The organism is Vreelandella sp. EE27 (genome assembly GCF_968206495.1).
This window is the reverse complement of sequence record NZ_OZ309109.1, coordinates 2,499,685-2,526,128: the sequence shown is the minus strand read 5'-3', so window position 1 is coordinate 2,526,128 and position 26,444 is coordinate 2,499,685. Positions and strand designations below refer to the sequence as shown.

Genomic DNA, 26,444 nt, shown 5'->3' with positions numbered 1-26,444 from the left:
CCACGCTTCATGTCCTACTCCTCTGAACCGGATACGAGATCGTCTGCTCATCTTGGTACTCAACAGCAAAGCTTAACTGATGACCCGGCGTCATCGCACGCTTTGGGTGCAATACAAGGGCCGCCGGTGTTGCTGGCCGAAAAGCTTTGCAAGCAGGTGAAAAGCGGTGAACGCTCGCTGACCATTTTAAAGGATCTCTCGCTGAGCATTGCCCAAGGGGAAACCGTGGCGATTTTAGGCAAAAGCGGGGCAGGGAAGTCGACCCTTTTAGGCCTTCTGGCCGGGCTCGATACGCCAAGTGACGGCGAGCTGAGCCTGTTTGGCCATCCCTTGAGTCGTCTGGATGAAGATGGCCGTGCGGCACTGCGCGCCGGGCGTGTAGGGTTCGTGTTTCAGAATTTTCAACTGCTGCCCACGCTCAGCGCACTGGAAAATGTGCTGTTGCCGCTGGAGCTTTCGCCGCGCGCCGGTGAAACCCAAACCGCACACGCCTGGCTCGATCGCGTGGGGCTTGGCGAGCGCGTGGCGCACCTGCCCAAGCAGCTTTCCGGTGGCGAGCAACAGCGCGTAGCCATTGCCCGGGCCTTCGTGACCGACCCCGAATTGGTCTTTGCCGACGAGCCCACCGGTAACCTGGACCCGGACACCGGCGCCCAGGTGATCGATCTGCTTTTTACGTTGAACCAGCAGGCCGGTACCACCTTGATTCTGGTCACCCACGACCACGCCCTGGCACGGCGCTGCGACCGCTGTCTGCGTTTGGAAGGTGGACAGTTGACACCGTTCGACCCAGGCCATGTCACGCAAGGCGGTGTTGATGAGTAGTGTGAACTGGCGCCTGGCCGGGCGTAGCCTGAAGCGGGATCTGCGCGCCTCGGACGTGCGCGCGCTATTCGTCGCCCTGGTGCTAGCCGTAGCGGCTTCGACCATGATCGCGTTTTTCCTCGATCGCCTCGAGCGCGGTCTCGAGCGTCAGGCGGGGCAGATGATGGGCGGTGATCTCGTTCTCGAACAGCGCGAGCCCTTCGATGATGCACTGCGCGCGACCCTCGAGCAGGCCGGTTTTGCGCTGAGCGACCAGGTCGACCTGGTGTCGATGATCAGCCGCGGCGAGCATTTTCAGCCCACCAGCCTCAAGGCGGTGGACGATGTTTACCCCCACTACGGCGTCACCCTGGTCGACCTTGGCCGCGGCGCTGAAGAGATCGCCTCCGGCCCGCCACCGGGCGAGGCCTGGGCCGACCCACGGCTTGCCGAACTGCTCGAATTGACGCTGGGCGAAAGCGTTCGAGTCGGCCAGACCGAGCTTGTGATTACCGGTATCCTGGAGCGCGAAGCCGACCAATCCGCCGGGTTTAGCAGTTTCAACCCACGCCTGATGCTCAATACCGGGGATCTCGACGCCACCGGACTCATCCAGCCGGGCTCGCGTATCGAATTCGAAATTCTAGCCGCCGGCCCGCCCCGCGCACTCGATCGCGTACAGCCGCTGCTGACCGAGTTGAGAGAAGCCGGGGTGGAGGTGCGCGACGTGCGCGTGGACCGCCCCCAGTTGGGTAACGCTCTAGCGCGGGCGGAGAGCTACCTGGGCCTGGCTGGGCTGGTGGCCGTGCTGCTGGCCGGTGTGGCCGTGGCCATGTCGACCAAACGTTACGTAGAGCGCCACCTGGACACCGCCGCACTGCTGCGCTGTTTTGGGGCCAGCCAGTACCAGCTCGTGACGATCTTTGCGCTACAGCTTTTGGGGCTTGCGCTGATCGCCTCGCTGCTAGGGGCGCTGTTGGGGTTGGCGGGCCAAGCGGTGCTTTTGTGGCTGTTGGCTCAATTTCTACCACTGACGCTCCCGCCGCCGGGAATCATGCCGCTAGGCCTGGGTGTGCTGACCGCGCTTGCCGTGCTGGTCGGGTTCGCCGGCCCTACGCTTTTGCGCATCAAACAGGTGAGCGCGCTCAAAGTGCTGCGCCGGGAGCTGGACCCGGTGCCTCCAGCGGCCTGGCTGGTGGTCGGCGTGGCAAGCCTGGTATTCGGCGGGCTGTTGTGGCTTTACTCGGGTAGCTTCTCGCTGGCCCTGGGGCTTTTGGTAGGCGGCGCGGTGCTGCTGGGCGTACTGTGGATGGCCAGCGCCTTGCTGCTGAGTCTGGTTCTCAACGCCGTGGCGCGGCTTTCCGGGGCGACGCCCTTGAGCCAGGCGCTCCGGCTGGGCGGCCGCCAGCTTGCCCGGCGCAAGCAGGCGGGAAGGGGGCAACTGCTGGCATTCTCCGTGACGTTCTTTGCCATGGCCATGATCGTGCTGGTGCGCGGCGACCTGTTGACCACCTGGCAAAGCCAGCTGCCCGAGGATACGCCCAACTACTTCGCGATCAACATTCAGCCCAGTGAGCGCGACGCCTTCGACGCCATGGTGACGCCGCGGGTGGATACCCAAAGCGCGCTCTACCCCATGGTGCGCGGGCGTATCACGGCCATCAACGACCAGCCTCCGCGCGACGCCGTACCCGAGGATGCCCGGGGCGACGGCGCGCTGCGCCGCGAGCTCAATCTGACCTGGCAAGCCGAGCTGCCCGAGGGCAACGACATCGTCGCGGGTCAGTGGTTTGAATCGACGGCCAATGCCTCCCAGGACTTTATGAGCGAAGTCGACGCGAGCCCCGGTGCGGCCACCGTTCCCATCTCCGTCGAGCAAGGCTTGGCCGAGCGTCTCGGCCTTGCGCTGGGCGATACGATGACGTTCTCCATCGGCGGTGAGTCGATCGACACCCGTATCGCAAGTCTTCGAAGCCTCGACTGGGATAGCTTCAAGCCCAATTTTTTCGTGATTTTCCCGCCCGGCGTGCTGGAGAGCTTTGGGCACAGCTACATTACCGCGTTCTATCTTCCCGAGCGTGAAGAGGGGCTGATTTCGCAGCTGGTCAGGGATTTCCCGGGTGTGTCGCTTTTGAACGTGGACGCCATCCTCGGCCAAGTGCGCGACGTGTTGGGTCAGGTTACCCGCGCCGTCGAGCTGATCCTGCTGCTCGTCCTCATGGCCGGGGTCAGCGTGCTGTACGCAGCACTCACTGCCAGCCGCCCGGTGCGCGCCCACGAAAGCGGGCTTTTGCGCGTATTCGGCGCGGGCAATCAAATGATCTCCCGCGTGCAGGGCGCCGAGTATGCGCTTTTGGGCTTCGCAAGCGGCTTGATGGGCGCCTTATTAGCCGAAATCGCCAGCGCTGCGCTTTACCTTTACTGGCTGGATCTGACGCCACGCGTACACGTTGCGCTGTGGCTTGCGCTCCCGTTGGGCGGGGCGCTGTTGATCGGCGTGATTGGCCATGTGCTGTCGCGAAGCCTTCGTCGCCAAGCGCCGGCGGCAAGTCTTGGCCTGCTGGGTGAGGCTTAGGTGGGGGGCGGTGAATGGTGAATGGTAAGTAGTGAATAGTGAATGGTGAATGGTGAATGGTAAGTAGTGAATAGTGAATGGTGAATGGTAAGTAGTGAATAGTGAGTAGTGAATGGGGGCGTGGTGTGAAGGGGGTGTGAAAGGGCTTTATGAAAGGGCTTCATGGTGTGGCTGAGCCGGATGCGATGAAAGTCGCCTCCGGCTGAGGTATCATGGCCGCCTTGCTTTTATTGATGCCCTAGCCTACGAGGTTTCCCCATGTTCAGCCGCGATATGACCATTGCCGGGTTTGATGATGCGCTTTTTGAGGCCATGCAGAAAGAAGTGGCCCGCCAGGAAGATCACATCGAACTGATTGCCTCGGAAAACTACGCAAGCCCCCGCGTACTCGAAGCGCAAGGAAGCCAGCTCACCAACAAGTACGCCGAAGGCTACCCCGGTAAGCGTTACTACGGCGGCTGCGAGTTCGTGGACATCGCGGAAAACATGGCGATCGACTACGCCAAGGAGCTGTTCGACGCGACCTACGTCAACGTTCAGCCCCACTCCGGCTCTCAGGCCAACAGCGCGGTGTTTCAGGCGCTGGTCAAGCCTGGTGACACCATTTTGGGCATGAGCCTGGACGCCGGCGGCCACCTGACTCACGGTGCCAAGCCCAACTTTTCCGGCAAGCACTACAACGCCATCCAGTACGGCCTGAACGATCAGGGGTTGATCGACTACGGCCAGGTGGCCGCGCTTGCCCGCGAGCACCAGCCCAAAATGATCATCGCCGGTTTCTCCGCCTACTCGCAGATCATCGACTGGGCGAAATTCCGCGAAATCGCTGACGAAGTGGGCGCCTACCTGCTGGTGGATATGGCCCACGTCGCCGGTCTGGTCGCGGCAGGTGTTTACCCGAGCCCGCTGCCCCACGCCCACGTGGTCACCTCCACTACGCATAAAACCCTGCGTGGCCCGCGTAGCGGCGTGATTCTGTCCGCCGAAAACGACGCGGATATCGAGAAGAAGCTGCAGTCCGCTGTCTTCCCTGGTGGCCAGGGTGGCCCCTTGATGCACGTCATTGCCGCCAAGGCGATTTGTTTCAAGGAGGCGATGGCACCCGAGTTCAAGACCTACCAGCAGCAGGTCGTGAAAAACGCTCAGGCCATGGCGAAGGTGTTCATCGATCGCGGTTTCGATATCGTCTCCGGCGGCACCGAAGACCACCTCTTCCTGCTTTCGCTGGTCAAACAGGGCGTCACCGGTAAAGACGCCGATGCCGCGCTGGGCCGCGCGCATATCACCGTCAACAAGAACGCCGTTCCCAACGACCCGCAAAGCCCGTTCATCACCTCGGGCCTGCGTATCGGCACCCCGGCGGTGACCACCCGCGGTTTCGGCGAGACCGAATGTAGCGAACTCGCCGGCTGGATCTGCGATCTGCTGGACGTACTCGCCAGCGGCGATGACACGACCGCGGTCGAGGCCTCGATCAGCGAGAAAGTCGCGAAGGTTTGCCAGCGTCTGCCGGTTTACAAGTAAGCGTTAAACGTTTTTCCCGCTGGGGAAGTCAAAACGGGTGCCTGGCGGCACCCGTTTTTTATTGCCTGTTTAAAGCGTTTTTAGGGTTTTTAGGCAGTGCTGCACCAGTTGATGGGCGCGCTCGCTCGAGCCGGCTTCCACGTAGCAGCGAAGCTCCGGCGCGTTACCGGAGGGGCGCAGGTGAATGATTTCGCTATTTTCAAACGTGGCGCGCAAGCCGTCGGTGGTGTCCAGCGCGCTGATAGCGGCTTCAACGCCCAGAGTGCGCGACAATCGTTCGGGCTCGGCTTGCCACTGCTGCAACAGTTGCTGGCTCTTTTGGGTCGCAAAGTCTTTGAGCCGGTCGCTTGCGGTGTAGCGCTCGGGCAGGGCGGCGTTGAGCGCGGAGAGTGGCTTTTGCAAGCGCGCTGCCTCTACCATTAGGGTCAAGGCGGGCAGCAAAGCGTCGCGGGTGGGCAGGGCGGCTAGCGTACGGTGCTGCTGCTGTAGCGGCGACTCGAGGAGAAAGCCGCCGTTGGCCTCGAAGCCGGCAACGCGCTCGAACTGCGTGCGCAGGCGTTGCATTGCCGCCAGCACATAGGGCGAGCCGATACGCGTGCGCTCGACGGTTTCAAAAGCGCCGCAAGCCTCGATCGCCGTATTACAGCTAACCGGCACGGCCAGTGCCTCGATGCCGAGCGTCCGCGCGCAGAGCAAGCCCACGATATCGCCCCGAAGCCAGGTGCCGTTCTCGTCGCCTAGCAAGGGGCGGTCGCCGTCACCATCCGTTGATAACAGCGCGTGCAAATCGTGCTGCAAAGCCCAGGCGCGCCCCAGGTCCTGGTCTTCTTCGCTCACTGCTTCGGTATCGACCGGTACGAAGTCGTCGCTGCGCCCCAACACGATGACCTTGGCCCCCAACGCTTCTAAAACGTGTGCGTTGAGATCCCGGCCGGCGGCGGAGTGCTGGTATAAGCCCACGCGCCATCCTGCCAGCGGCTTACCGTCGAACCAATGCGTGTAGCGAGCGGTGTATGCCTGGTTGGCCGCGTCGGACACGGCTTCTCTGGCCGGTGGCGCCAGGGCAGGCATCGCTACGTTACTGGCTAGAATCGCTGCTTCGTCGGCTTTGGTGATTTCCCCATCCGGGCGGTAGAACTTGATACCGTTACGATCAAACGGAATGTGGCTTCCTGTAATCATGATGCAGGGCACCTCATCGGTCATCGCCTTGAGGGCAAGCGCCGGGGTGGGGAGAACGCCATAATCATCCACCGCGAGCCCCAGCGCCTTGGCCGCACTGGTACAGGCCGCCGCCATGGCCGGGCTGCTGGGACGCCGGTCCATGCCCAGCGCGATCCGCTCGACCTTCGCGCCGGCGCGCATCGCGTCGATAAAGGCCACGGTAAAAGCAGCGCATACCTGATCGGTGAATTGCTCCACCAGGCCCCGCGCGCCGCTGGTGCCAAAGGCGATGCCGCTTGCATCGATAATCTCGGAGGTGGTGGGGGAAGCGTTCAAGTGCGTCTCCTGTCAGGGGAATAAAGTCAGCGTGTCCGGCATTCTAATGGCGCGCGACGTGGCTTGCCATGGCCGTCACCCAAAACGAAAAAGCCCTCGCAAAGCGAGGGCTAAAAGGTGACTGGAACGGGAGAGAGCCTATAACTCGGCGCCCAGGTTCAATCCCACCAGGATAGGGTCATGGTCGGAGCTGCGAAACGGGTCCGCCGCATAGAGGTTTTCATTTTGGCGCTCGGTGGTGAATTCGGTGTTGTAATCCAGCGCGCTCGCCTCATCCGAGTTGATATGCCACGTGGTCGTACCGGTGACTTGATCGGCCAGCGATTCGCTTGCCAGCGCATGGTCGAGCGACCCCCAAAAGCCATCGAACACGTAGCTGTAGTCGTCGTCGAGCAATTCGAAACCGGCGTCCGTCAGGGTCGTGACCGGATCTTCCATGGCATAGGCGTTCAGATCCCCCAGAATGAGGACATCCTGATCGTCGCTGCCGGTAGGGTTGGTCTCGAGCCAGGCGAGCAGCTCTTCCGACGCTTCCACGCGGGTGGGGTTGTTGTTGCCCTGGCCGTCACCGATGGCGTCTTCGCCATTGATCACGCTGCCCTTGGACTTGAAGTGATTGACGACCACGGAGAACTGCTCGCCGTTGCTATCAGTAAAGGTCTGCATCACCGGCGGGCGATTACCAAAAGCAAACGCGCCATCGGTCTTGGTGGCGGCATCGCCTTCAGGGCTTACGGCTTGGCTATTGTAGATCACCCCCACGGTAATGGCGTCGTCGCCGGCGCTCTCGATATTGCCTTGCGCGTCCCGAGGCGTGCTGTATGCCCAAGTGACATCCTCGATGCCTTTGCTCTGGATATCCGCATTGAGCGCGTCTACCAGGCTCGCCAGGGCGCTATCTTCGCCGTAGCCGTTGTTCTCGACCTCCATCAGGCCCAGCACATCGGCACCGCTTGTGTTGATCGCCTCGACGATCTTGGCTTCCTGGCGGGCGAACTCCTCGGCGTTATTGGCGCCTCGTGGGCTGTGAGTCGTACCGTTGAGGGTTCGTGTCTGCTCGCCGCTATCGCCCAGGGTAGTGAAGTAGTTCAGCACGTTGAACGAGGCGACCTTGACGCTGGCATCCCCTAGTGTATCCACGTCCGGCGTGGCCGGGCGTTCGTCGCCGTAGAAATCCAGGCCTTCCACGTTTTGTACTTTCCACTCGCCGAAGTTGAAGTCCAGAACGCCTTCCAGCGTATCCAGCTGATCGCCGCCGCGTAGCGGGTTGGACGCCGACAACTCCTCGCCGCCCCGACCAAAGATGATCGGGTCCGGGTTCTGGGCGGAGTTTGCGTCATCGATCTTGATGGTCCGTGCGTCAGCGTCTTCCAGCCACTCGGTGTAGCCTTCGACGCTGGGCGCATTCACCTCGGTAAATTGCTCGAGGCGACCGCCTGCCGACAGCGTGACTTCACCATAACGGCCCAGCTCGTAAAGCTCGGTCACCACCAGGGGCTGACCATCCATCGCCTCGATAGCCACGCGCATGCCTTCGAAGGCCTCCAGGCCTTGCTTGTTGGCAAAGGGCAGCTTGATGACCTGGCTTTGCGGCAGGGGCTGGTCGTTTTGTAGAACGTTCAGGCTCGAGCGATCCGCGGTCAGCTGTGTTTTGTCATAATACTCGGACACGGTACCGCCGATCCGGACCTGGTCGCCGGCCGAGAGCTGCGATAGCCACTCGCCGCTGCCGCTGCCCGCGTAAACGAAGATACCTTCCGAGGTGAGCGGGTTATCGTCGTTGTCTTCATCCTCTTCCTGCAGGAAGAAACCATCGAGGCCCGGAGTGACCATGGTGACGATCGCTTCCAGCGTCACGGCTTCGCCGTCCAGAGCACTGGTACCGCCTTCGCCCTGGACTGTAGAGATCAGCGTGATCTCGGGCTCGGGCATGATGGCCGTACCGGGGGAGGCGAGGGCGGCAACGTTGCTGCCGTCACCGCCTAGTGCGGTAGAGGTGTTGGCGCCTTCTTCATCTTGCTGCGTGAATGCCTGGCGATCCACGTTCCAGGACGCGGCATCGTTACCCGTCGTGTCCGGGTAGGCTTCGAAGGCGATCTGGTTTCCATCGACTCGCGGGTCGCCTTGCCACAGGGTAACGGCGTCGCCGCCGCTGCCCAGGCCTGCGGCGTTATCGGCGTAGCCGATCTTGAGGGTGTCGATGTTGGCCAGGTTGCTCCAGGCGTCCCGGAACTGGGTAACTGCCTCTTCTCCGCCATCGACGATGACGATGGCCGACTCGCCGGGTGCGAGCGTGGTAAGCCCCTCGATCAGCACGGCATCCTGAGGCGAGGCGCTGTCGTCGTCGTAGTAGAGCGGGGCGCTGCCAAAGTCCAGCGACTCGTCCGAGCGGTTGGTGATCTCGAACCAGTCCTCGGTCACATCTGCGCCGTCCTGACCTGGCCAGATTTCGGTAATCGCGAGACCGATGTCGGTTTCACCGGGGACGTAGGGCGCTTGCGTAGTGCCGATGCGGAAGGTCTGGGTCAGCCCTTCGGGCATGGCGCTATTGGCGAATTCCCAGTTGTCCGGGTTGCTGATCGCGCTCAAGAGCTCGTCCGCCGTCCCGTAACCTTCACCGGTGAACGCCGCGTTGCGTTCGCGGCCCACTGCGACCGCCGTCAGGCCGTTTTCAAGACCGGTCGGCAGCGCCGAGTTGTTGGAGTTGGTGGAGGTTTCCTGCCACTCGTCGCTGTTGGTCTGCACCGCGTAGATAAACTCGGGGTTGGTGTCCTCGCCCACAAAGGCGAGGACCTGGTCGCCGCTGACCGACAGGTTGAAACTGCCATTACCCACGGCGGCGCTGTTGGCATCCGAAAACTGATCGGCGTCGCGGGTATGGGAAACGACGGTGCCGGGGGCCACACCGCCCTCGGGGGCGGTCCATTTCACGGCGCCTTCGTTGGCGCGGAAACCGTCGCCCATCCAGCCGGAGTCGGTAAAGGTGATTTCAGCCCCTTCGGCGATACCGCGCAGCGCGACGAACTGGAACTCCTTGTCGCTACCGCTCACGGCGGTGACCGCGATATCCCCGGCGCGCGGAACCATGTCCGGAAACGCGTCGAACGTGACGTCGGTGCCGATAAATTGCTGCTGGCTATCGGGAAGGTCTTTGGATTCACGGCCATCGTCGAACCAGTCCACCGTGCCGCTATCGAACAACACGCTGGCGGCGATACCGTCGTCGCTGGCTACGATATCAAACAGCGCTTCGGGCTTGGCACCGATTTCCCGGGGCAGGGTGTTCAAGTCGACGCCTTCGATTTCGCGCACGGCGTAATCGCCGTCCCAGAAATAGAGGCCGAAGCCGGTATCGTCGCTATCGTTTACCGGGCCCGCCAGGATCAGATAGCCTTCGTCGCCCGCTGATTCGATGGCACGCACCGCGCGTCCGTCCAGGTCCAGGCGCAAGGGCTCGCCAAAAGAGGCTTGAGTCGCTGCACCGGTCACTAACTCAGCGGCGTTGGTAACCGGTAACAGCTGCGCAAACCCGCCATCCAGCGGCGCGCGAAGCCCCAGATAAAGGGTGTCCTCGATAAAGACAGCGCCTTCGATATTGAGGCCTTGCTCGAGGTTGAGCGCATTCTCGCCAAGCCCATGGCCATTACCCGAGTCCCAGGCGGCCAACTGAGCGGCCAGTCCAGTAAACTGCCCCACCACGTTGATCGACAGATCATCAGCGCTATCGCCGGTGACTTCCGTTGCGAAAAGCAGGGAACGCTGGCTGGTTTCGTGGGAGCCTAACCAGTACTGCACGCCCTGGTAGCTGGCAACCGCTTCCAGATCGGCTTCCTGGCCATTGCTAAGCCCCAGGGCCTCGTTGAGATTGAACTCGCTGAGGGGCTCGCCGCCGGCCGCGCGATCATAAAGGCGTACCGTTTGGTCTTCGTCATCGGCGACCAGCATCAGGTTTTCGTTAATGGCTACCGCCGCCGAGGCATCCGAGCTGCCCTGATAGTAGCGCTCACCAAGATCAAAAACCGGCTGGGGCGTTCTATCCAGTTCCGGCTCTTCCGGCAGCGTTGGCTCGCTTGGATCTTCCGGCGCTTCTGGCTCTTCGGGCAGCTCTGGCTCGCTTGGCTCTTGCGGTAGTTCGGGCTCTTCGGGCAGCTCTGGCTCGCTTGGCTCTTCCGGTACTTCGGGCTCTTCCGGCGGCGCTGGTTCGCCTGGCTCTTCGGGGGCTTCTGGCTCCTCAGGCGCTTCTGGTTCTCCAGGTGCCTCTGGCTCTCCAGGTTCTTCCGGCACTTCAGGTTCATCGGGTTGTTCGGGCTGAGCTGCTTCCCGTTCTATTTGATCAACCAGGTCGTCCAGCAACGTATCGAAATCGTTGGTCGTATTGCCGCTGTTATTCCCGGTCAACGCTTGCAGCGTTTGAGCGGGTTTGAGTTGCTGGCTTTCACTGCTGGCGGCTAGTGCCTGGGCGATCTCGTCGCGGGAACTGCCCGCTTCGAGCAGCTCTAGCCAGTAGGATGCCCCGGAAATGTCCGGGGAACGACCCAAAATGCCAAGGTAAGCCTGGTCGAGCCAGTCAGCATCGCTCGCCTGCCCGTTGGTTGCCTGAAATTCGGCCGACGCTTTTAAATAGCCGGTAATCTCCTCCAACGATACACCCGAACGGTACATGTTGGCCCAGTAGGAAAGCCCTTCGATATCCGCCGGGCGTAGCAGGTGGGTCGTGTAAAGCTCGGTCAAGGGCTGGATGCTCGAAGTGAACTCGGCGCTAGACATGAAATTGCGCGCTACGGCCTGTGTATCCAGTGTGCCGTTTTCCAGTAAGCCCACCCAGTAATTCAGTCCTTCTTCATCGGCCTGACGAAGTAAAAGTGTTTGATAAAGCGTACCGATGATCGTTTGATTTTCCATATCTAAAAGCCCCCTGGAGCGGTGGTTCATTCATTGTGTTTATGCATAAAGCGGCAGCTGTGGCGTCGTAACAATGAGTATTGAAAGTTACTTAATGTTACGAGTGATCGGCTCAGCCTAACCACTCAATATGTCGATACCGTGACGCTGGGGTGTGCGAATTGTTGCAAGTTGATGATTATTAATTATTGTTTATAGCAAAGCCCGATAAACTAAGATCACCTGGCTTTATTCAAACTGTCATGCTTTCGTCATTAATCGCCAGGTAATATCGCTACCTGCTTCAAAAGCTTGCCACGAAAAACGGCCACGGAAAACAAGGGGATTTCAATGAGCAACTTTCAGCTACAGCTTCTGCACGCATCGGACATGGAAGGCGGCGGGGGCGATCTACTAAACGCACCGAACTTCATCTCGATAGTCGATCATTTGGAAGATCAGTACGCTAATAGCCTGTTTGTGAGCTCGGGCGATCTGGTTTTGCCGGGGCCTTACCTGAACGCGGCGGCGGAAGAGAGCTTGCAGTCGGCCTTCCAAACGGCGGTGGAAGATGTGTATGGGCTGGAAGCGGGCTCCATGAGCGGCATAACGGCCGCATCGGGCCGTGTCGAAACGCTATTGATGGACTTGATCGACGCCGCAGCCGTTGCTCTTGGTAACCACGAATTCGACCTGGGCACGGGATTGATTGCCGACATGATTGCGCCGGTCACCAACGGCGACAGCGCTGCGGATGTCGAGTGGCTGGGGGCGCAGTTCCCCTACCTTTCCGCCAACCTGGACTTCTCCAACGATGCGGCGCTGAGCGGCCTGGCAACCAACGAAATTTTTTCCAGCGAAGCGTTTCAGTCCACGTTGGAGGAAGTGTTGGCCGGTGCCGATAAGCCCAAGCTTGCGCCGGCGGTCATTGCCGAAAGCGGTGGTGAGCAAATTGGTATTATTGGTATCACTACGCAGATCCTCGAGAGCATCTCATCAACGGGCGATGTCGATGTCATTACCGGTGGGCGTGACGACATGCAGGCGCTGGCGGGTGTTATTCAGCCGGTGATCGACGAGCTCGAGGCGCGCGGTGTCAACAAGATCATCTTAAGCTCGCACCTGCAGCAGATTCAGTTCGAAGAAGAGCTTGCCACGCTATTGAATGGTGTGGATATCGTGATTGCGGGGGGCTCTGATTCTCTGCTCGCCAATGAGCAGGATATCGACCGTGGCCTTTTCCCCGGCGCCGGCGAGCCTTACAAGTCCTACCCCATCCTGACCCAGGACGCCTCCGGTAATGATGTCGTGGTCGTTAATACCGATGCGGGCTGGCGCTACGTGGCGCAACTCGTGGTCGAGTTCGATGAGAACGGTAATATCATCCCCGAGTCGATCGACCCGGCGACCTCTGGCATTTACGCGTCTACCGACGAGCAGGTCGAAGCGCTATGGGGCAGCCTCGAGGCCGCGTTTGCAGAAGGTACCAAGGGGCAGGTGGCGCAAGATTTGGTTGGCGCTGTCGGTGCCTTCGTCGAAGAGCAGGACGGCAATATTCTGGGCTTCACCGATGTTTACTTGAACGGTGACCGAGGTACGGTGCGTACCGAAGAGTCCAACCTGGGGAATCTGACGGCTGACGCCAATCTCTGGTATGCCAAACAGGTCGACAGCGATGTCATGGTCTCTTTCAAAAATAGCGGCGGCATCCGTGAGCCCATCGGTGATGTAGTGGTGCAAGGGGGCGATAGTGAGCCTAGCTACCAGCCGCCGGGCGCAAATCCGGCAATCGGCAAGCCGGAAGGCGCCGTGTCACAGCTCGATGCTGGTTCGGCGCTACGCTTTAATAATGACCTTGCCATTTTGACGCTGACGCGTAGCACTTTGTTGGACGTACTCGAGCACGCCGTCGCGGCTTCTGCGCCGAATATCACCGCCGGGCAGTTTGCTCAGGTGGGCGGTATTCAGTACAGCTTCGATTGGGAAAAGCCCGCCGGGGAGCGCATTCAAAGCGCGGCTATCCTGAACGATGATGGTCAGATTCACGATGTTCTGGTCGCCAACGGCCGTTTAGTGGGTAACGCCGAAGAGAGCGTGAAGGTGGTGACTCTTGGCTTTATGGCGGACGGGGGAGATGCCTATCCGCTCGAGGGTAATTACATCGACCGTGTCGACCTTTTAGACGCCTACGACCTGGATGGCAAGTTCGACTTTGCCGAAAAAGGTACCGAGCAGGACGCCTTTGCCGAGTACATGGGGGCGATGTACAGCGAAACGCCTTTTAATGAAGCCGAAACACCGGTCGGTGAAGATACGCGCATTCAGAATCTGGCTTTCCGCGACGATGCCGTGTTGCTTGATACCGTCGATCCACTACTGCGTTTTTATGATGCGGCGTTCGACCGAGATGCGGACGGTCAAGGACTTGGCTATTGGCTCGACTCCAGTCAATCCACTAGCCTGGGCGAAATTGCCAATTACTTTATCGATTCCCGGGAGTTTCAGCAGCAGAACGCAGATATCCAGGATGATGCCTTCGTTGATCTGATGTACTCTAACGTCCTTGAAAGAGAGGCGGATGCTGAGGGCAGAGAGTTCTGGGTAGGTGAACTCGAAAGCGGTGCCGATCAAGGCGCCGTCATGATCGGTTTCACCGAGTCGCAGGAAAGCTTAATGATGTATGGCTAGGCGAGCGGATCCTCTGCAGAGGGTCAATGCTCTCCATCACGAAAGCGTCTGACGCTCACAACGCCCCTACCCCTGGCAGGGGCGTTTCTGTTATGCTGCCGCGATTCTACCTCGCGTGATTTTATTGATTCTACGGTGACCCCTCCATGGCAAAGCAACAGGAAGCAACGGATCTACAGCGCGCTTTGAGCGCCTGTAAAGGTTCGTTCGTGTCGGTGGGCTTTTTCAGTATGTTTGTCAATCTGCTGATGCTCGTGCCCCCGATGTATATGCTCCAGGTTTATGATCGCGTTCTAACCACCCAAAGTTTTGACACTTTGTTAATGCTAACGCTGGTGGTCGTGTTTCTTTTTATGGTCATGGGCGGGCTGGAGTTGGTCAGGTCCCGTATGCTGGTAAGAATTGGTAACCGCTTGGATACCACGATCAACCAGCGCCTCTACAGTGCCATGTTTAAACGCAGTTTGGTGGCCCAGGGAGCCCAAAGCGCCCAGCCGCTAAATGACTTGACCAGTTTGCGTCAATTTCTGACCGGCAACGGATTATTTGCGTTTTTCGATGCGCCTTGGGTACCCATTTACCTGGGCATTTTGTTTATTTTTCACCCTTGGCTTGGTTTGTTCGCTACCGGCGCGGGCATCATTTTGTTTGTACTCGCGGTCGTTAATGAGAAATCGACCAAAGGACTTTTAGCCGAGGCGAATAGCGAACAAATCCAGGCCCAAAATTTGGCAAACTCCAACCTTCGTAACTCGGAAGTGCTCCACGCGATGGGAATGCTGCCGGGTATCATGGGGCGGTGGTCCAAGCGCCACCACGAGTTTCTGGCCAAGCAATCCCAGGCCAGTGACCGTGCAGGTGCCTTGACGAACACATCCAAGGTGTTGCGCCTGATGTTCCAGTCGCTGATTCTTGGCTTGGGTGCATTGCTGGTACTCAATGGTGATATGAGCCCGGGCATGATGATCGCTGGTTCGATTTTGATGGGCCGCGCGTTAGCACCTATCGACCAGATGATCGGCGGTTGGAAAGGTTTTGTGGCCGCCCGCGGAGCTTACAGTCGTTTGAACGATCTACTGACCCAAATCCCCGATGAAGATCGCCATATGTCGCTACCGGCCCCTCAAGGGGTTATCGATGTCGAAAACGTTGCCGCCGCACCTCCCGGGGCACGCATGGCAACGATTCGCGGTATCAATTTCAATGTCGCCCAGGGCGAGCATGTTGGCATTATCGGCCCCAGCGCTGCCGGTAAGTCGACGCTTGCGCGCGTATTGCTGGGTATCTGGCCTACTCAGGTAGGCGATGTCCGCCTCGATGGCGGCGAAATCAATCAGTATAACCGCGACGAGTTGGGGCCTTATATCGGCTATCTACCCCAGGATATCGAGCTTTTCGACGGCACCATCAGCGAGAATATCGCCCGTTTTGGTCAGCTTAGCCCGGAAAAGGTAGTAGAGGCGGCCAAAAAAGCCGGGGTTCATGAAATGGTACTTGAACTTTCCGATGGCTACGACACCGTTATTTCTTCTAGTAGCGGCGCGCTATCCGGTGGGCAGCGTCAGCGTCTGGGACTGGCGCGGGCGTTATACGGCAACCCCGTTCTGGTTGTGTTGGATGAGCCCAATGCCAACCTGGACGATGCCGGCGAGCGTGCCTTGAGCGAAGCTATCGCGAGTCTGAAACATGAGGGCACTACGCTGTTTGTGATCAGCCACCGCACCAGCGTGCTCAAGTCCATGGATAAACTGTTGGTGATGAAAGAGGGGCAAGTGAGCATGTTTGGCCCAAGAGACCAGGTGCTTGCCCAGTTTGCCAAAAAATCGCGCCCCCAGGTAAGTCAGCAGAGTTCGACGCGTCTCTCTGCGATTTCCGGCGGTCGTAACGGTGGCAGCGAGGAGTCGTAGGATGAGTAAGCACAACGAGCAGCTTCCGGCAAAAAACGAAATTGATGTGACACCGCAAGGCCCGGCAACGATCGACGGCGAGGCCGAAGAAGCGCTACCCACCAGCGACAAGGGGTATCGTAGGCTCGGATACGCCATCCTGGGCATTGCATTGGGTGGATTCGTGCTGTGGTCGGTGACCGCCTCGCTCGCCGTTGCCGTAGTGGCGCCGGGCAATGTCTCCATGGAGTCGTTCAAGCGTACCGTCCAGCATTTGGAAGGCGGTATCGTACGCGAGCTGCTGGTCAACGACGGCGACCACGTAGAGGCCGGTCAACCCCTGGTAGTGTTAAGCGATACCCAGGTACGCTCGCAGTTGGAAATCGCCCAATCCCAGTATTATATCAACCGCGCCATGGAAGCGCGGCTGCTCGCCGAGCAGCAGGGCGATGATATACTGGAGATGCCGGAAGAACTCAGCAATATCGACATCGACCGCGTTCAGCGTGTGACCGCCGTACAACAAGGGCTCTTTCAGGCGCGGCGCCAATCGTTTAATAGCTCTATGGAAGCAATGGACGAGCAGATCGTTCAGATGCAGGAGCAAATCGAAGGGCTTGAATCGCGTACCCGCGTGAATAATCAGCGGATTAGCTCGCTGCGCTCCGAAGCCCAGGATTTCCGCTCGCTGTACCGTGAAGGTCTGGGTGATAACCAGCGTCTGCGCGAGCTCGAGCGCCTGATACTGCAGTATGAAGGCGACAACGCCGAATTTCAGGCCAATATTGCCCAACTGCGTTCGCAGATCAGCGAAAACCGTTTGCAGAAAGAAACCACTCGCCAAGAGTTTCAGGCTGAAATCGGTGAGCAACTGCGTACTGCGCAGTCGCAAATTGCCGAGGCGGAAGAGCAAATCACCTCATTGAGAGATCAGGTGAACCGCACGGTCGTCAGTGCGCCGGTTTCCGGCACCGTGGTGGGTCAGCAGGTACACACGATCGGAGCGGTAATTCGCCCCGGCGACACCATCATGGATGTCGTGCCCTCAAACGACGGCTTCGTGGTCGAGGCGCGCGTACCTACTCGCGAGATCGATAGTCTCTTTATAGGCCAATTTGCCGAAATCCGTTTCTCGGCCTTTAACCAGCGCTTAACGAGCCAGATCGACGGCGAAATCATTCATATCAGTGCCGACAGCTTTGAAGACGAAGCGACCGGCCAGCGCTACTATAAAACGCGCATAAAGGTCACCGATGAAGGTCAAGAGGATATGACCGAGCAAATGCAACTGCTTTCCGGTATGCCGGCAGAAGTGATGATTCGCACCGGCGAACGCACCTTTGCAAGCTATATCGGCAAGCCGGTCACCGATATGCTCGCGCGCGCCATCCGGGAGGATTAATGACAAGGACATCACGTTTTGCGCTAAGCGCCCTAGCGTTTTCCGTCGCACTGGTTAGCCAATCGGCGCTCGCGCAAACGGATATGCCCGCCGACCCGCAGGCATTGAGCGAGTTTTCGACACTTTCTGACGCGACCGCCAGTGAGCCTCAGACGCTGCCATCGCTACCTGGGCTGTTCGTCCGGGCGCTCCAACACGATTCGGATCTTTCCCGGCAGCGCCTGGAGCTCGAGGCGACGCGTGAAGAGATCCCCATGGCACGCTCGCGTCTGCTACCTGAGGTCTCGGCCAACGGCGGCTATCTCTGGCAGGATTCGACCAATCTTCAAACGGTAGGCGATGAGGAGTTGGGTATCCCCCAGAATCCGGATCGTCCTCAGCAAGTTGACGAAACCTTCTACCAAGTGCAATTGCAACAGCCTTTGTTTAGCCTGGAGCGTTGGCGCGGCGTCGATGTCGCCAACGCCGAGGTTAGCGCCGCCGAGCTGCGGCTGGCGGTCGTCGAGCAGGAGTTGGCGCTTCAGGTTAGCGAAGCGTACGTTACGGCCTACCTGGCCGCACAGCGTCTGGGGCTTTTAGAAGCTCAGCAGGAGTCGCTGGATTTGCAGGTTCGCCAGGCAGATCGTGCCTTTGACTTGGGGATAGGGAATCGCGTTGACCTTCTGGAAGCGCAGTCGCGCTACGACCAGGCGGTCTCCGACGCGGTCGAGGCGGAAAACGAGCTGGATAACGCGCTGAGTGAACTGGAAAGACTGACCGGCGTAATGCCGAGTTTTGCCAGTAGCTCGCCAGGCGAACTGGGTGATGTCGTGCTGGCTGACGAAATCGGCGAAGCGGACGGCTGGCTTCCGCGTACCGGGCAAAATCTGAATGTTTTGCTGGCCGGCGAGCAACAAAGAGTGGCCCAGGCCGATGCAAGCGTAAGTCGCTCGGGCTATTATCCCGAACTCAACCTCAATGTCAGCTACTCGGACCGCGACAGCGACGACCCTTATCGCGAAAGCGAAGACTACCGCGCAAGCGTCGAGGTAAGCGTACCCATTTACCGTGGCGGCTACACCAATGCAAGTGTTCGCCAGGGTGAAAAACGTATCGAAGCAAGCCAAGCGGCTGTCGATAACGAGCGCAACCTGGCCATGCAAGAAGTTCGCCGGCGCGTTAGGGCGCTCAACGGAGGCCAGCGCCGTCTCGAGGCTCTGAATCGTGCAATCGAGTCGAGTCAGCTCTTTTTGGATGCCGCCGAGCGCGGCGAGCAGTTGGGTCTTCGGGACCTGGTCGACGTCCTGGATGCGCGTTCGAGCTTCTACGACCAGCGTATTCAGTATGTCAATGCCGTGGGTGACTACGCTTTGGATCTGTTGTCGCTTCACGCGGCGGTGGGTAGCCTGGAGAGTCAGGATCTGGACCGCATTATGGCGTTACTGGCGTCCATGTCCACCACCGCACAGGTCGCCCGGTAGCCAGCAACTATGGCCGTGATAAAAACAAGTCAAAGTCATGAGTGGTTAAGGCGAGCCATGCGTTGTTTCGATGCAAGTATCGCCATCACAATTGCTTTTGTTGTGCTGTGGTTAATGCCTCATGTAGACGCAAAGGGCAGCGACTACCTGTTTCTTGTCCTGATCGGCAGCTTGCTGCTGCCCGCCGTGGGCGAACTCTTCGGGTTATATCAGCCTTGGCGTGGTCGCAGCCTCTATACAATGCTGGGGTTGTATTTGCTGTCATGGCTCGTCACGATTGCACTATTGAGCCTGCTGCTGTTGGCCATGCAGGAGACCCAGAGTTTTTCGCGTCTGTGGATGGGGGGGGCAGCACTAGGCGTGCTGGTAGCAGGCAGCACGATGCGGACACTGCTTTACAGCTATTTAAAGAGGTTGCGCGCAAAAGGGCATAACCTAAAGCGTGTTCTTCTGGTGGGTAAGAAAGCGAACATTGCGCTGCTGGAAGAAAAGATCGTCGAGCTGCCTCATGCAGGCTACGTCATCGTTGGTCATTATATTGATGAGTGTGATAGCGCATTTTTCCACGAGGTGGCTGCGTTTGCCAAAGCCAACGTGTTTCAGCGCGATTTCGATGAGATCTGGCTGGGCTACCCCTTGGTACAGGGGAACCGGGTTCGACATTTGATGCGCTTGCTGGCTGGCATACCCGCCAGTATCCGTTTTTTTCCAGACCTGCCCGATATTCGGCTGCTCAATCATCGAATTACGCAGGTAGCCGGGCTTTACTCACTGGAGCTCAACTATACCCCGCTCAATGGACCCATGAGAGTCGTTAAGTTACTCGAAGATCGAGTGTTGGGCCTCATCCTATTCATTCTTTTCAGCCCGCTCATGCTGGTAGTGGCGCTTGCCATCCGGGGAAGCATGGGAGGGCCGGTGCTTTTCAAGCAAGAGCGACACGGTCTGGATGGCAAGCGTTTCAAAATCTACAAATTCAGAACCATGCGCCTGCATCATAGTGCTTCCACCCAGCAAGCGGCTCACGGTGATGCTCGTATCACGCCTATGGGCCGTTTTTTACGCCGTACCAGCCTCGATGAGTTGCCACAGCTGTATAACGTTTTGCAGGGACGCATGTCACTGGTAGGGCCTCGGCCTCATGCCATGGATCACAATGATCATTACAAAGATCATATCGATATGTACATGCAACGCCACCGGGTAAAACCAGGCATGACAGGCTGGGCGCAGGTCAATGGATTGCGCGGGATTACTCATGACGTCAAGCTCATGGAGAAGCGGATCGAGTATGATATCTATTATATCGAGCGTTGGTCACTGGGGTTCGATCTGAAAATACTGGTTATGACGATTACGCATGGTTTCGTCAATCGACAGCCCTAGCTCGGAAGTCGACTCGAATCTGGAGTCGAGAAAAGCAGGCAAGGATGAAGGCGATGCATGCTTTAGGTGGGCGCAAGCGTAGCGAAAGATTTGCCATCATATTGTCCGGTGTTTTTCCCCTGCTGATGGCATTTTATTTGTATGGTGATATTTTAGATCCTCGTAACGTCGCTTGGCTACTACGAGAGAACGATACCTTTCAACACCACATTGGGTGGCAGTTTTTTCGCCAAGAGCCTTGGGGGTGGCCGCTCGGAGCAATTCATAATCTCGCCACGGAATTTTCAACGAGCATCGTCTTTACAGACTCCATACCTTTATTGGCTCTTCCTCTCAAACTGTTTGATGGCTTCCTCCCGCGGGATTTTCAATATCTAGGGTTGGTAATGGCAGCTAGCTTCTGCCTGAACGGCGCGATAGCCTGTCGGTTGTTGTTACGCTTGGGAGCGCCTGTCCATGTAGGATTTTTCGGTGCGCTGTTCATTGCAGGCACTTCTGTCGTGGTACTTCGTGGTATAGGCATACAAGGGCATGAAGCCTTGACTGCCCACTGGTTAATTCTGCTTGCCATTGATTTCTGTCTCACTCAAAAAACGCCGACTGGAAGACATGGTTTCAAATGGCTCCTGTTGCTGATAGGGGCTGTTCTGACACACTTTTATCTTTTTTTCATGGTAGGAGTTTTCTGGTCAGTGTGGTGGCTTTGGCGGAGTCTCGAAATGGTGAAAAACGTTCGTGCCAATGACGGAGTCTCCAGTCCCCTTGCCATCAAAAAGCTTATGGTCGCTTATAAAAAATGGTGGCTAATCGGTCTTTCTACGCCCGTTGTGGTGTGCTGTGTCATGTGGGCAGTAGGCTATTTTCATTCAACCTATCAAGGCGGAGATGGGGAAGATTACAGCCGCTACTCCGCCGAGGTGCTGACATTTTTCAATCCTTTGTCGACGGGCTGGTTCTTCAGCGATGACTTTACCTCTTTGTCGAGTTTTTTTCCCGGCTGGATTGCTGCCCGGGAGGGGCAGTATGAGGGCATGGCCTACGTAGGTGCTGGAGTGATGCTGCTGTGGGTATCGCTGCTGGCAAGTATCGTACTTCGCTTGTGGATGAGTCGAGCGCGTATCGTGCAGAGGGAGGTGGTTGGCATCCAACCCACTGATCATCACTGGGGGCCGGTATGGGTAGCCTCGCTGCTGCTGTTTGCTTTTGCCATTGCTGGGGAGCTTTCAGTGGGGCAGTGGAGTGTCTCGCTTCATTACGACATTTTGTTTCAGCCCCTCAAGCCATATCTTCGTTCCAGCGGCCGCATGGTCTGGCCGTTGCTTTATGTAGCGTTGCTTATAACGTTTGTTAAACTTTTCTTGAATATAAAAAGGTGTTTTTTACTACCATTGCTGGTGGTGGCCCTGGTCCTGCAAGTTGCAGATTTAAAAGGTCTCTACCAGATGGTGCATGATAAGATGCAAGGGCAGATGGTGGCCAGTCGCCATGACCCCTTTGCTTACGAGGTATTGAAAGACGATACGCTGGAACGCGTCTGGTCGGATAACGACAGTTTCATCGTTTTTCCCGGGGAGGAGCTTGAGGCCATCAAGCCCTTTGTCTGGTTGGCGGCCGTTAACCATTCGACCATCAACGTCGCCTATGTGGCCCAGACTGATTCACGGCAAGTAGCCGCCGCGACTCAGCCTTATCGTCAGGCCCTCGAGCAGGGTGGTCTCCCGGCGGGGCATGTGTATCTGATTACCGATGATACGCTCGGCATGGATGCATGTGGTCTGGAGGGGTGGAGATGCGCGAGACTTGATGGTGTCACGGTTGTGTGGCGGCCCTGATGTTCTGTTGGCTGAGCGAGATAAGTTTAAGCACTTAAAGGTTTTTATGGACACTAGAGCTGATCCCCTCATTTCGCTTGTCGTTCCGGTCTTTAATGAAGTCGAAATGGTGGCCACATTCGTTGAACGTGTTCATCGTCTACTTGAAGACTCTACTTGGCGCTGGCGCATTCTTCTGGTCGATGACGGCTCGATGGATGGCACGCTAGATGAGCTGAAGCGGCTGTCGGAGATGTACGGCCGCGTTGGCTTTATTGCATTAAGCCGTAATTTCGGCAAGGAGGCGGCATTGACGGCCGGGCTGATGAGTGCACAGGGAGACGCGGTGGTGCCCATCGATGTGGACTTGCAGGATCCACCGGAGCTTATTTCCGAGTTCGTCTCTATTTGGCAGACGCAAGCTGTGGATATGGTGTACGGCGTTCGCACCGAGCGTCTTGACGATACGGCTGCCAAACGTCACTCGGCGAGTGGATTCTATCGCCTCTTCAATCGCATCACGGATACTTCGATTCCGCAGAATGCCGGCGATTTCCGCTTGATCGACCGCCGAATGATCGAAGCTTTACGACGAATGCCAGAGCGCAATCGGTTCATGAAGGGGCTCTATGCCTGGGTGGGCTACAGCAGCGTCGGGGTGCCTTACCATCGCCCCGCACGGGCGAAAGGGCAGTCCAAGTTCAATTACTGGAAGCTCTGGAATTTTGCGCTGGACGGGATGTTTGGCTTTAGCACTTTGCCATTGCGGATTTGGTCCTACATTGGCGCCTTCATTGCCTGTTTTTCATTCATATACATCGTGACTATCGTGGGTCAGGTGCTGTTTTTCGGCCGCTCCGTACCGGGTTATGCATCCCTGATGACCGCGGTGCTCTTTTTTGGCGGCATGCAGCTGCTATCCATCGGTATTCTGGGCGAGTATATTGGCCGGCTTTTCATTGAAAGCAAACAGCGACCTCTCTACATAGTGGCAGAGACGAGTGACGAATATATCAACAGCTACTGAACTTGGGCAGGTCCTTCGGTTCGGTGCGATTGGTTTGGCGGCGACGCTGACCCATCTCCTCGTGGGGGTGGTGTCGGTCACGCTCTGGTCGGGGCTTCACGAGTTTGCAGCCAACGCCTTAGCCTATATGATCGCCTTTACCGTCTCCTTGATCGGACACCAGCGCATCACCTTTCGGCGCAATGCAAAGCTATGGCGTTTCTGCGTAATGTCCTTTCTAGGGTTTGCCATCAACAACCTGGCGCTTAGCGGGGCTTTGGCGATAGGCTTGAAAGGAGGCTTTGCCATTGCGCCAGCCGTGATTGTGGCGGCTGGTATAAGCTACGTGCTTTCAAGGTATTGGGTCTTTAAACACTGAAGCTCAACTTCGCTACTTTGATATCTTTTTGAGGAATTTATGGTTATACCGGTGATTTTATCAGGCGGCTCGGGATCGCGGCTTTGGCCTGTATCGCGTGAGTATTATCCAAAACAGTTTTTGAACTTGCACAAGGATGACATTAGCCTGCTGCAGGAAGCAGCAATGCGTCTAAACGGTATTGCCAATGTGGGTGAGCCCATCATCGTTTGCAATGAGGAGCACCGTTTTTTGGTGGCCGAGCAAATGCAGCAACTCGGCTTGAAAAATAGCCAGATCATTCTGGAGCCGGCTGGGCGAAATACCGCGCCCGCGCTAGCGCTTGCCGCCTTGGCCGCTGCCGAGATCGACCCGGAGGCCGAACTTTTGGTCATGCCTGCCGATCACGTCATCAAGGACGTTGACAAGTTTGCCGAGGCGGTGCTTAAAGGACGGCTGCTCAGCCAGCAGGACAAACTGGTGACCTTTGGTATCACGCCTACATCGGCGCATACGGGGTATGGCTATATCAAGCAGGGGCTAGCGCTCGAAAGCGGTTTCAGCGTCGATGCGTTCGTCGAAAAGCCGGATGCGTCGACCGCCGAGATTTACAGAGTGAGTGGTGAATACCTATGGAACAGCGGTATCTTCCTCATGAAGGCCAATCGCTACCTGGAAGCTTTGGATGCCCATGCGCCTGATATCCTGACCAACTGCAGGGCAGCCTTCGAGAGCCGTGCCGAAGACATGGATTTCCTACGAGTAGAGAAGGATGCCTTCGCAAAATGCCGTAGCGAATCCATTGACTATGCCGTGATGGAGCATACCAAGGAAGCGGCGGTAATTCCCATGGCGCCTGGCTGGAGCGATATCGGCGCTTGGGACGCTCTTCACGAGCTGCACTCCGGAAACGATGTAGAGCATGGTAATGCCGTTCATGGTGATGTACTGCTTCACAATACTTGCAACAGTCTTGTTTTCAGCGAGTCTCGCTTGGTTGCTGCAATCGGTGTTGATAACCTCGTCATCGTGGAAACCGACGATGCGATTCTCGTCGCAGATCGCCAACAAGCACAAGACACCAAGTTGATCGTTAATGCCTTGAAGGCTGCTGGTCGCAAGGAGTACCAGTCCCACCAGCAGATCTATCGCCCCTGGGGGCACTATCGTACCATGGTGCTTACAGATAGTTTTCAGGTTAAGGAAATCGTCGTCAAACCCGGCGCCAAGCTCTCCCTTCAAATGCATCACCATCGCGCCGAGCACTGGGTGGTCGTTCAAGGGACTGCTCGGGTGACCCTGGGTGAGGGGCATGGTGATACGTCCGAGCTGCGCAGTTTTCTGCTTTCCGAGGACGAGTCCACCTACATCCCTCTTGGCACGGTGCATCGACTAGAGAATCCGGGGGTGATCGACCTGAAACTGATCGAAGTCCAGACCGGTTCTTACTTGGGTGAAGACGATATCGTACGCTACAACGACGAGTACGGGCGCAAGTAGCTTGTATAGCTCATCAGAGAAGTACTAGCGTTAGCTCTTGAGGCCGGTATGGAAGATATGCCGGCCTTCTTCAGGAGGGGGGATGGGTGTCTCATAGGCTGGAGCTTGTCTTGCGCTTGCTTTAAGCTATGGCGCTCTATTTGGCTGACATGGAATCCGGTCTGCATGCAATCATCCCCTACACCTTCTCAAGACTTGCGCGTTGCTATCGTTCACGACTGGCTGGTGGTAAATGGCGGGGCCGAGAAAGTGCTCGAGGGGATGGCGATAGTGTTTCCCCAGGCAGAAATTTTCACTCTGGTGAACACGCTCGACTACGAAAAGGCGCCTTGGCTGATCCGCCACAAGGTTCATGCAAGCAAGCTTCAGCGTCTACCTTTCGCTACCCGCTTCTATCGTCACTGTTTGCCGCTAATGCCCTACGCGATTGAGCAGTTCGATTTGCGTGCTTTCGATCTCGTCATATCCTCTAGCCATGCCGTTGCCAAAGGGGCTATTACCCATCCGGACCAGCTCCATATCTGTTACTGTCATACGCCCATGCGATATGCATGGGATATGAAGGAAGCCTATCTCGAAGACGCCAACTTCCGTCTGCCCGGTATGGAGCAATACGTTCGCAAAACGCTCAAGCGTTTACGCCAATGGGATTATTTCACTGCGACTCAAGTCGATGTCTTTCTCGCCAACTCGTGTAATGTTGCCAAGCGGATAGCGAAATATTATCGCCGCGATGCCGAGGTGCTCTATCCTCCGGTCGATACCGAAGGTTTCGCTCTTTATGAAGGCGAACGGGACAGTTATTACCTGGCGGCTTCACGGCTGGTGCCTTACAAGCGAATGGATCTGATCATCGAGGCTTTTGCGCAGGGCCCGTCGCGGCGGACGCTGAAGGTAGTCGGAGAAGGCCCCGAGCACGCTCGCTTGAAGCGCCTGGCAGAAGGGTATTCGAACATAGAGTTAATCGGTTACCTCGAGATGGAGCAGTTGCATCTTCTCATGCAACGTGCCCAAGCATTCGTGTTCGCCGCGGATGAAGACTTCGGCATCGTACCGTTGGAAGCTCAAGCGTGTGGTACACCCGTCATTGCTTATGGGCACGGCGGCGCACTGGAAACCGTCAAAGGCCTTGAGCACGCTGAAGACGCAACGGGTGTTCACTTTCCAGAACAGACACCGGCAAGCTTGAATCAGGCCATAGAGTCTTTCGAGCGGCACGAATTCTCGCCTGCAATATGCAACCAGCATGCAATGACTTTCAGTCGTGACGTCTTCGCCGAGCGCTTGCAGATGCTGGTAAATCAAGCGCTTGCCGATGCTACGTATCGCTGAACGACCTTATTTCATGGAGTGAAGGATGATGAAGGCTACCATCAAACGCATACTGCGTTTCATCGTGATCAAGCTGATCAGCTACTCATTTATTAGACGTTCGGGGCAGCGCGTACTGAAGCCCTTTCCGAGGCTCAAGGGGTGGGTCATTCGCTTGGTTCAAGCAGGTAGGTTCGGGGGCACGGCGGCTGAGCCCAACCGAACGGAAGGAATGGGCACTCGGCAGCAGCGCTTATTGAATGGTTTGCAGCAGCGCAGGAAACTTGAAGTACATGAATAGCGTGAGACTTTACAAACTCGATGCGAGGCACTCTGAACACTCAATAGAGCA

General features: G+C 57.6%; 16 protein-coding genes. 14 read left to right on the top strand and 2 right to left on the bottom strand.

Annotated features, from left to right (window positions below; genetic code table 11):
- Nucleotides 1-9 precede the first annotated feature (9 nt).
- From ACWHVV_RS11915 to glyA, 3 genes are all read left to right on the top strand, one after another.
- Nucleotides 10-825, top strand: coding sequence for an ABC transporter ATP-binding protein (locus ACWHVV_RS11915; protein WP_447926437.1), 816 nt, complete (start codon nucleotides 10-12; stop codon nucleotides 823-825).
- Nucleotides 818-3,379, top strand: coding sequence for an ABC transporter permease (locus ACWHVV_RS11910; RefSeq protein WP_447926436.1), 2,562 nt, complete (start codon nucleotides 818-820; stop codon nucleotides 3,377-3,379). The genes ACWHVV_RS11915 and ACWHVV_RS11910 overlap by 8 nt, the downstream gene beginning before the upstream one ends.
- Nucleotides 3,380-3,637: 258 nt before the next feature.
- Nucleotides 3,638-4,903 (top strand): serine hydroxymethyltransferase, encoded by a 1,266-nt coding sequence (gene glyA / locus ACWHVV_RS11905; protein ID WP_447926435.1) that lies wholly within the window; start codon nucleotides 3,638-3,640, stop codon nucleotides 4,901-4,903.
- A 69-nt stretch (nucleotides 4,904-4,972) separates the two neighbouring features.
- Here the strand turns inward: glyA and ACWHVV_RS11900 are convergent, their stop codons facing one another.
- Nucleotides 4,973-6,403 (bottom strand): phosphomannomutase, encoded by a 1,431-nt coding sequence (locus ACWHVV_RS11900; RefSeq protein ID WP_447926434.1) that lies wholly within the window; start codon nucleotides 6,401-6,403, stop codon nucleotides 4,973-4,975.
- 138 nt (nucleotides 6,404-6,541) lie between these two features.
- Nucleotides 6,542-11,305: an ExeM/NucH family extracellular endonuclease gene (locus ACWHVV_RS11895; RefSeq protein ID WP_447926433.1), complete on the bottom strand. Its 4,764-nt coding sequence runs from the start codon at nucleotides 11,303-11,305 to the stop codon at nucleotides 6,542-6,544.
- Between the two features lie 330 nt (nucleotides 11,306-11,635).
- On the opposite strand from ACWHVV_RS11895, the gene ACWHVV_RS11890 reads away from it, so the two are divergent.
- The 11 genes from ACWHVV_RS11890 (at nucleotide 11,636) to ACWHVV_RS11840 (ending at nucleotide 26,393) form a co-directional block, all read left to right on the top strand.
- Nucleotides 11,636-13,972, top strand: coding sequence for a DUF4214 domain-containing protein (locus ACWHVV_RS11890; protein ID WP_447926432.1), 2,337 nt, complete (start codon nucleotides 11,636-11,638; stop codon nucleotides 13,970-13,972).
- A 146-nt stretch (nucleotides 13,973-14,118) separates the two neighbouring features.
- A complete protein-coding gene (locus ACWHVV_RS11885; RefSeq protein ID WP_447926431.1) occupies nucleotides 14,119-15,879 on the top strand; it encodes a type I secretion system permease/ATPase in 1,761 nt (586 codons plus the stop codon).
- Between the two features lies 1 nt (nucleotide 15,880).
- Nucleotides 15,881-17,260 carry an HlyD family type I secretion periplasmic adaptor subunit gene (locus tag ACWHVV_RS11880; protein ID WP_447926430.1) on the top strand — a complete coding sequence of 460 codons (1,380 nt, stop codon included), beginning with the start codon at nucleotides 15,881-15,883 and terminating at the stop codon, nucleotides 17,258-17,260.
- Nucleotides 17,260-18,720, top strand: a complete 1,461-nt coding sequence (locus ACWHVV_RS11875) for a TolC family outer membrane protein (RefSeq protein WP_447926429.1) — start codon at nucleotides 17,260-17,262, stop codon at nucleotides 18,718-18,720. Before ACWHVV_RS11880 ends, ACWHVV_RS11875 begins: the two co-directional genes overlap by 1 nt.
- A gap of 57 nt (nucleotides 18,721-18,777) precedes the next feature.
- Complete coding sequence (locus ACWHVV_RS11870) at nucleotides 18,778-20,106, top strand: undecaprenyl-phosphate glucose phosphotransferase (protein WP_447926428.1); 1,329 nt, start codon at nucleotides 18,778-18,780, stop codon at nucleotides 20,104-20,106.
- Nucleotides 20,107-20,150: 44 nt separating this feature from the next.
- Nucleotides 20,151-21,938, top strand: a complete 1,788-nt coding sequence (locus ACWHVV_RS11865; RefSeq protein WP_447926427.1) for a DUF6311 domain-containing protein — start codon at nucleotides 20,151-20,153, stop codon at nucleotides 21,936-21,938.
- 46 nt (nucleotides 21,939-21,984) lie between these two features.
- The gene (locus ACWHVV_RS11860) at nucleotides 21,985-22,944 is read left to right on the top strand and encodes a glycosyltransferase family 2 protein (RefSeq protein WP_447926426.1); all 960 of its coding nucleotides are present in this window, start codon (nucleotides 21,985-21,987) and stop codon (nucleotides 22,942-22,944) included.
- Nucleotides 22,919-23,302, top strand: a complete 384-nt coding sequence (locus ACWHVV_RS11855) for a GtrA family protein (RefSeq protein WP_447926425.1) — start codon at nucleotides 22,919-22,921, stop codon at nucleotides 23,300-23,302. The genes ACWHVV_RS11860 and ACWHVV_RS11855 overlap by 26 nt, the downstream gene beginning before the upstream one ends.
- A gap of 39 nt (nucleotides 23,303-23,341) precedes the next feature.
- Nucleotides 23,342-24,781, top strand: coding sequence for a mannose-1-phosphate guanylyltransferase/mannose-6-phosphate isomerase (locus ACWHVV_RS11850; RefSeq protein ID WP_447926424.1), 1,440 nt, complete (start codon nucleotides 23,342-23,344; stop codon nucleotides 24,779-24,781).
- A 165-nt stretch (nucleotides 24,782-24,946) separates the two neighbouring features.
- Nucleotides 24,947-26,113, top strand: a complete 1,167-nt coding sequence (locus tag ACWHVV_RS11845) for a glycosyltransferase (RefSeq protein ID WP_447926423.1) — start codon at nucleotides 24,947-24,949, stop codon at nucleotides 26,111-26,113.
- A 25-nt stretch (nucleotides 26,114-26,138) separates the two neighbouring features.
- Entirely contained in the window at nucleotides 26,139-26,393 is a 255-nt protein-coding gene (locus tag ACWHVV_RS11840; RefSeq protein ID WP_447926422.1) for a hypothetical protein, read from the top strand.
- The last annotated feature ends 51 nt before the right edge of the window (nucleotides 26,394-26,444 follow it).

What these genes read in the sequence shown, in the direction of transcription:
- ACWHVV_RS11915 (WP_447926437.1), top strand. Translation starts at nt 10, where the DNA reads ATGTCCTACTCCTCTGAACCGGATACGAGATCGTCTGCTCATCTTGGT.
- ACWHVV_RS11910 (WP_447926436.1), top strand. Translation starts at nt 818, where the DNA reads ATGAGTAGTGTGAACTGGCGCCTGGCCGGGCGTAGCCTGAAGCGGGAT.
- glyA (WP_447926435.1), top strand. Translation starts at nt 3,638, where the DNA reads ATGTTCAGCCGCGATATGACCATTGCCGGGTTTGATGATGCGCTTTTT.
- ACWHVV_RS11895 (WP_447926433.1), bottom strand. Translation starts at nt 11,305, where the DNA reads ATGGAAAATCAAACGATCATCGGTACGCTTTATCAAACACTTTTACTT.
- ACWHVV_RS11890 (WP_447926432.1), top strand. Translation starts at nt 11,636, where the DNA reads ATGAGCAACTTTCAGCTACAGCTTCTGCACGCATCGGACATGGAAGGC.
- ACWHVV_RS11885 (WP_447926431.1), top strand. Translation starts at nt 14,119, where the DNA reads ATGGCAAAGCAACAGGAAGCAACGGATCTACAGCGCGCTTTGAGCGCC.
- ACWHVV_RS11880 (WP_447926430.1), top strand. Translation starts at nt 15,881, where the DNA reads ATGAGTAAGCACAACGAGCAGCTTCCGGCAAAAAACGAAATTGATGTG.
- ACWHVV_RS11875 (WP_447926429.1), top strand. Translation starts at nt 17,260, where the DNA reads ATGACAAGGACATCACGTTTTGCGCTAAGCGCCCTAGCGTTTTCCGTC.
- ACWHVV_RS11870 (WP_447926428.1), top strand. Translation starts at nt 18,778, where the DNA reads ATGCGTTGTTTCGATGCAAGTATCGCCATCACAATTGCTTTTGTTGTG.
- ACWHVV_RS11865 (WP_447926427.1), top strand. Translation starts at nt 20,151, where the DNA reads ATGAAGGCGATGCATGCTTTAGGTGGGCGCAAGCGTAGCGAAAGATTT.
- ACWHVV_RS11860 (WP_447926426.1), top strand. Translation starts at nt 21,985, where the DNA reads ATGGACACTAGAGCTGATCCCCTCATTTCGCTTGTCGTTCCGGTCTTT.
- ACWHVV_RS11850 (WP_447926424.1), top strand. Translation starts at nt 23,342, where the DNA reads ATGGTTATACCGGTGATTTTATCAGGCGGCTCGGGATCGCGGCTTTGG.
- ACWHVV_RS11845 (WP_447926423.1), top strand. Translation starts at nt 24,947, where the DNA reads ATGCAATCATCCCCTACACCTTCTCAAGACTTGCGCGTTGCTATCGTT.
- ACWHVV_RS11840 (WP_447926422.1), top strand. Translation starts at nt 26,139, where the DNA reads ATGATGAAGGCTACCATCAAACGCATACTGCGTTTCATCGTGATCAAG.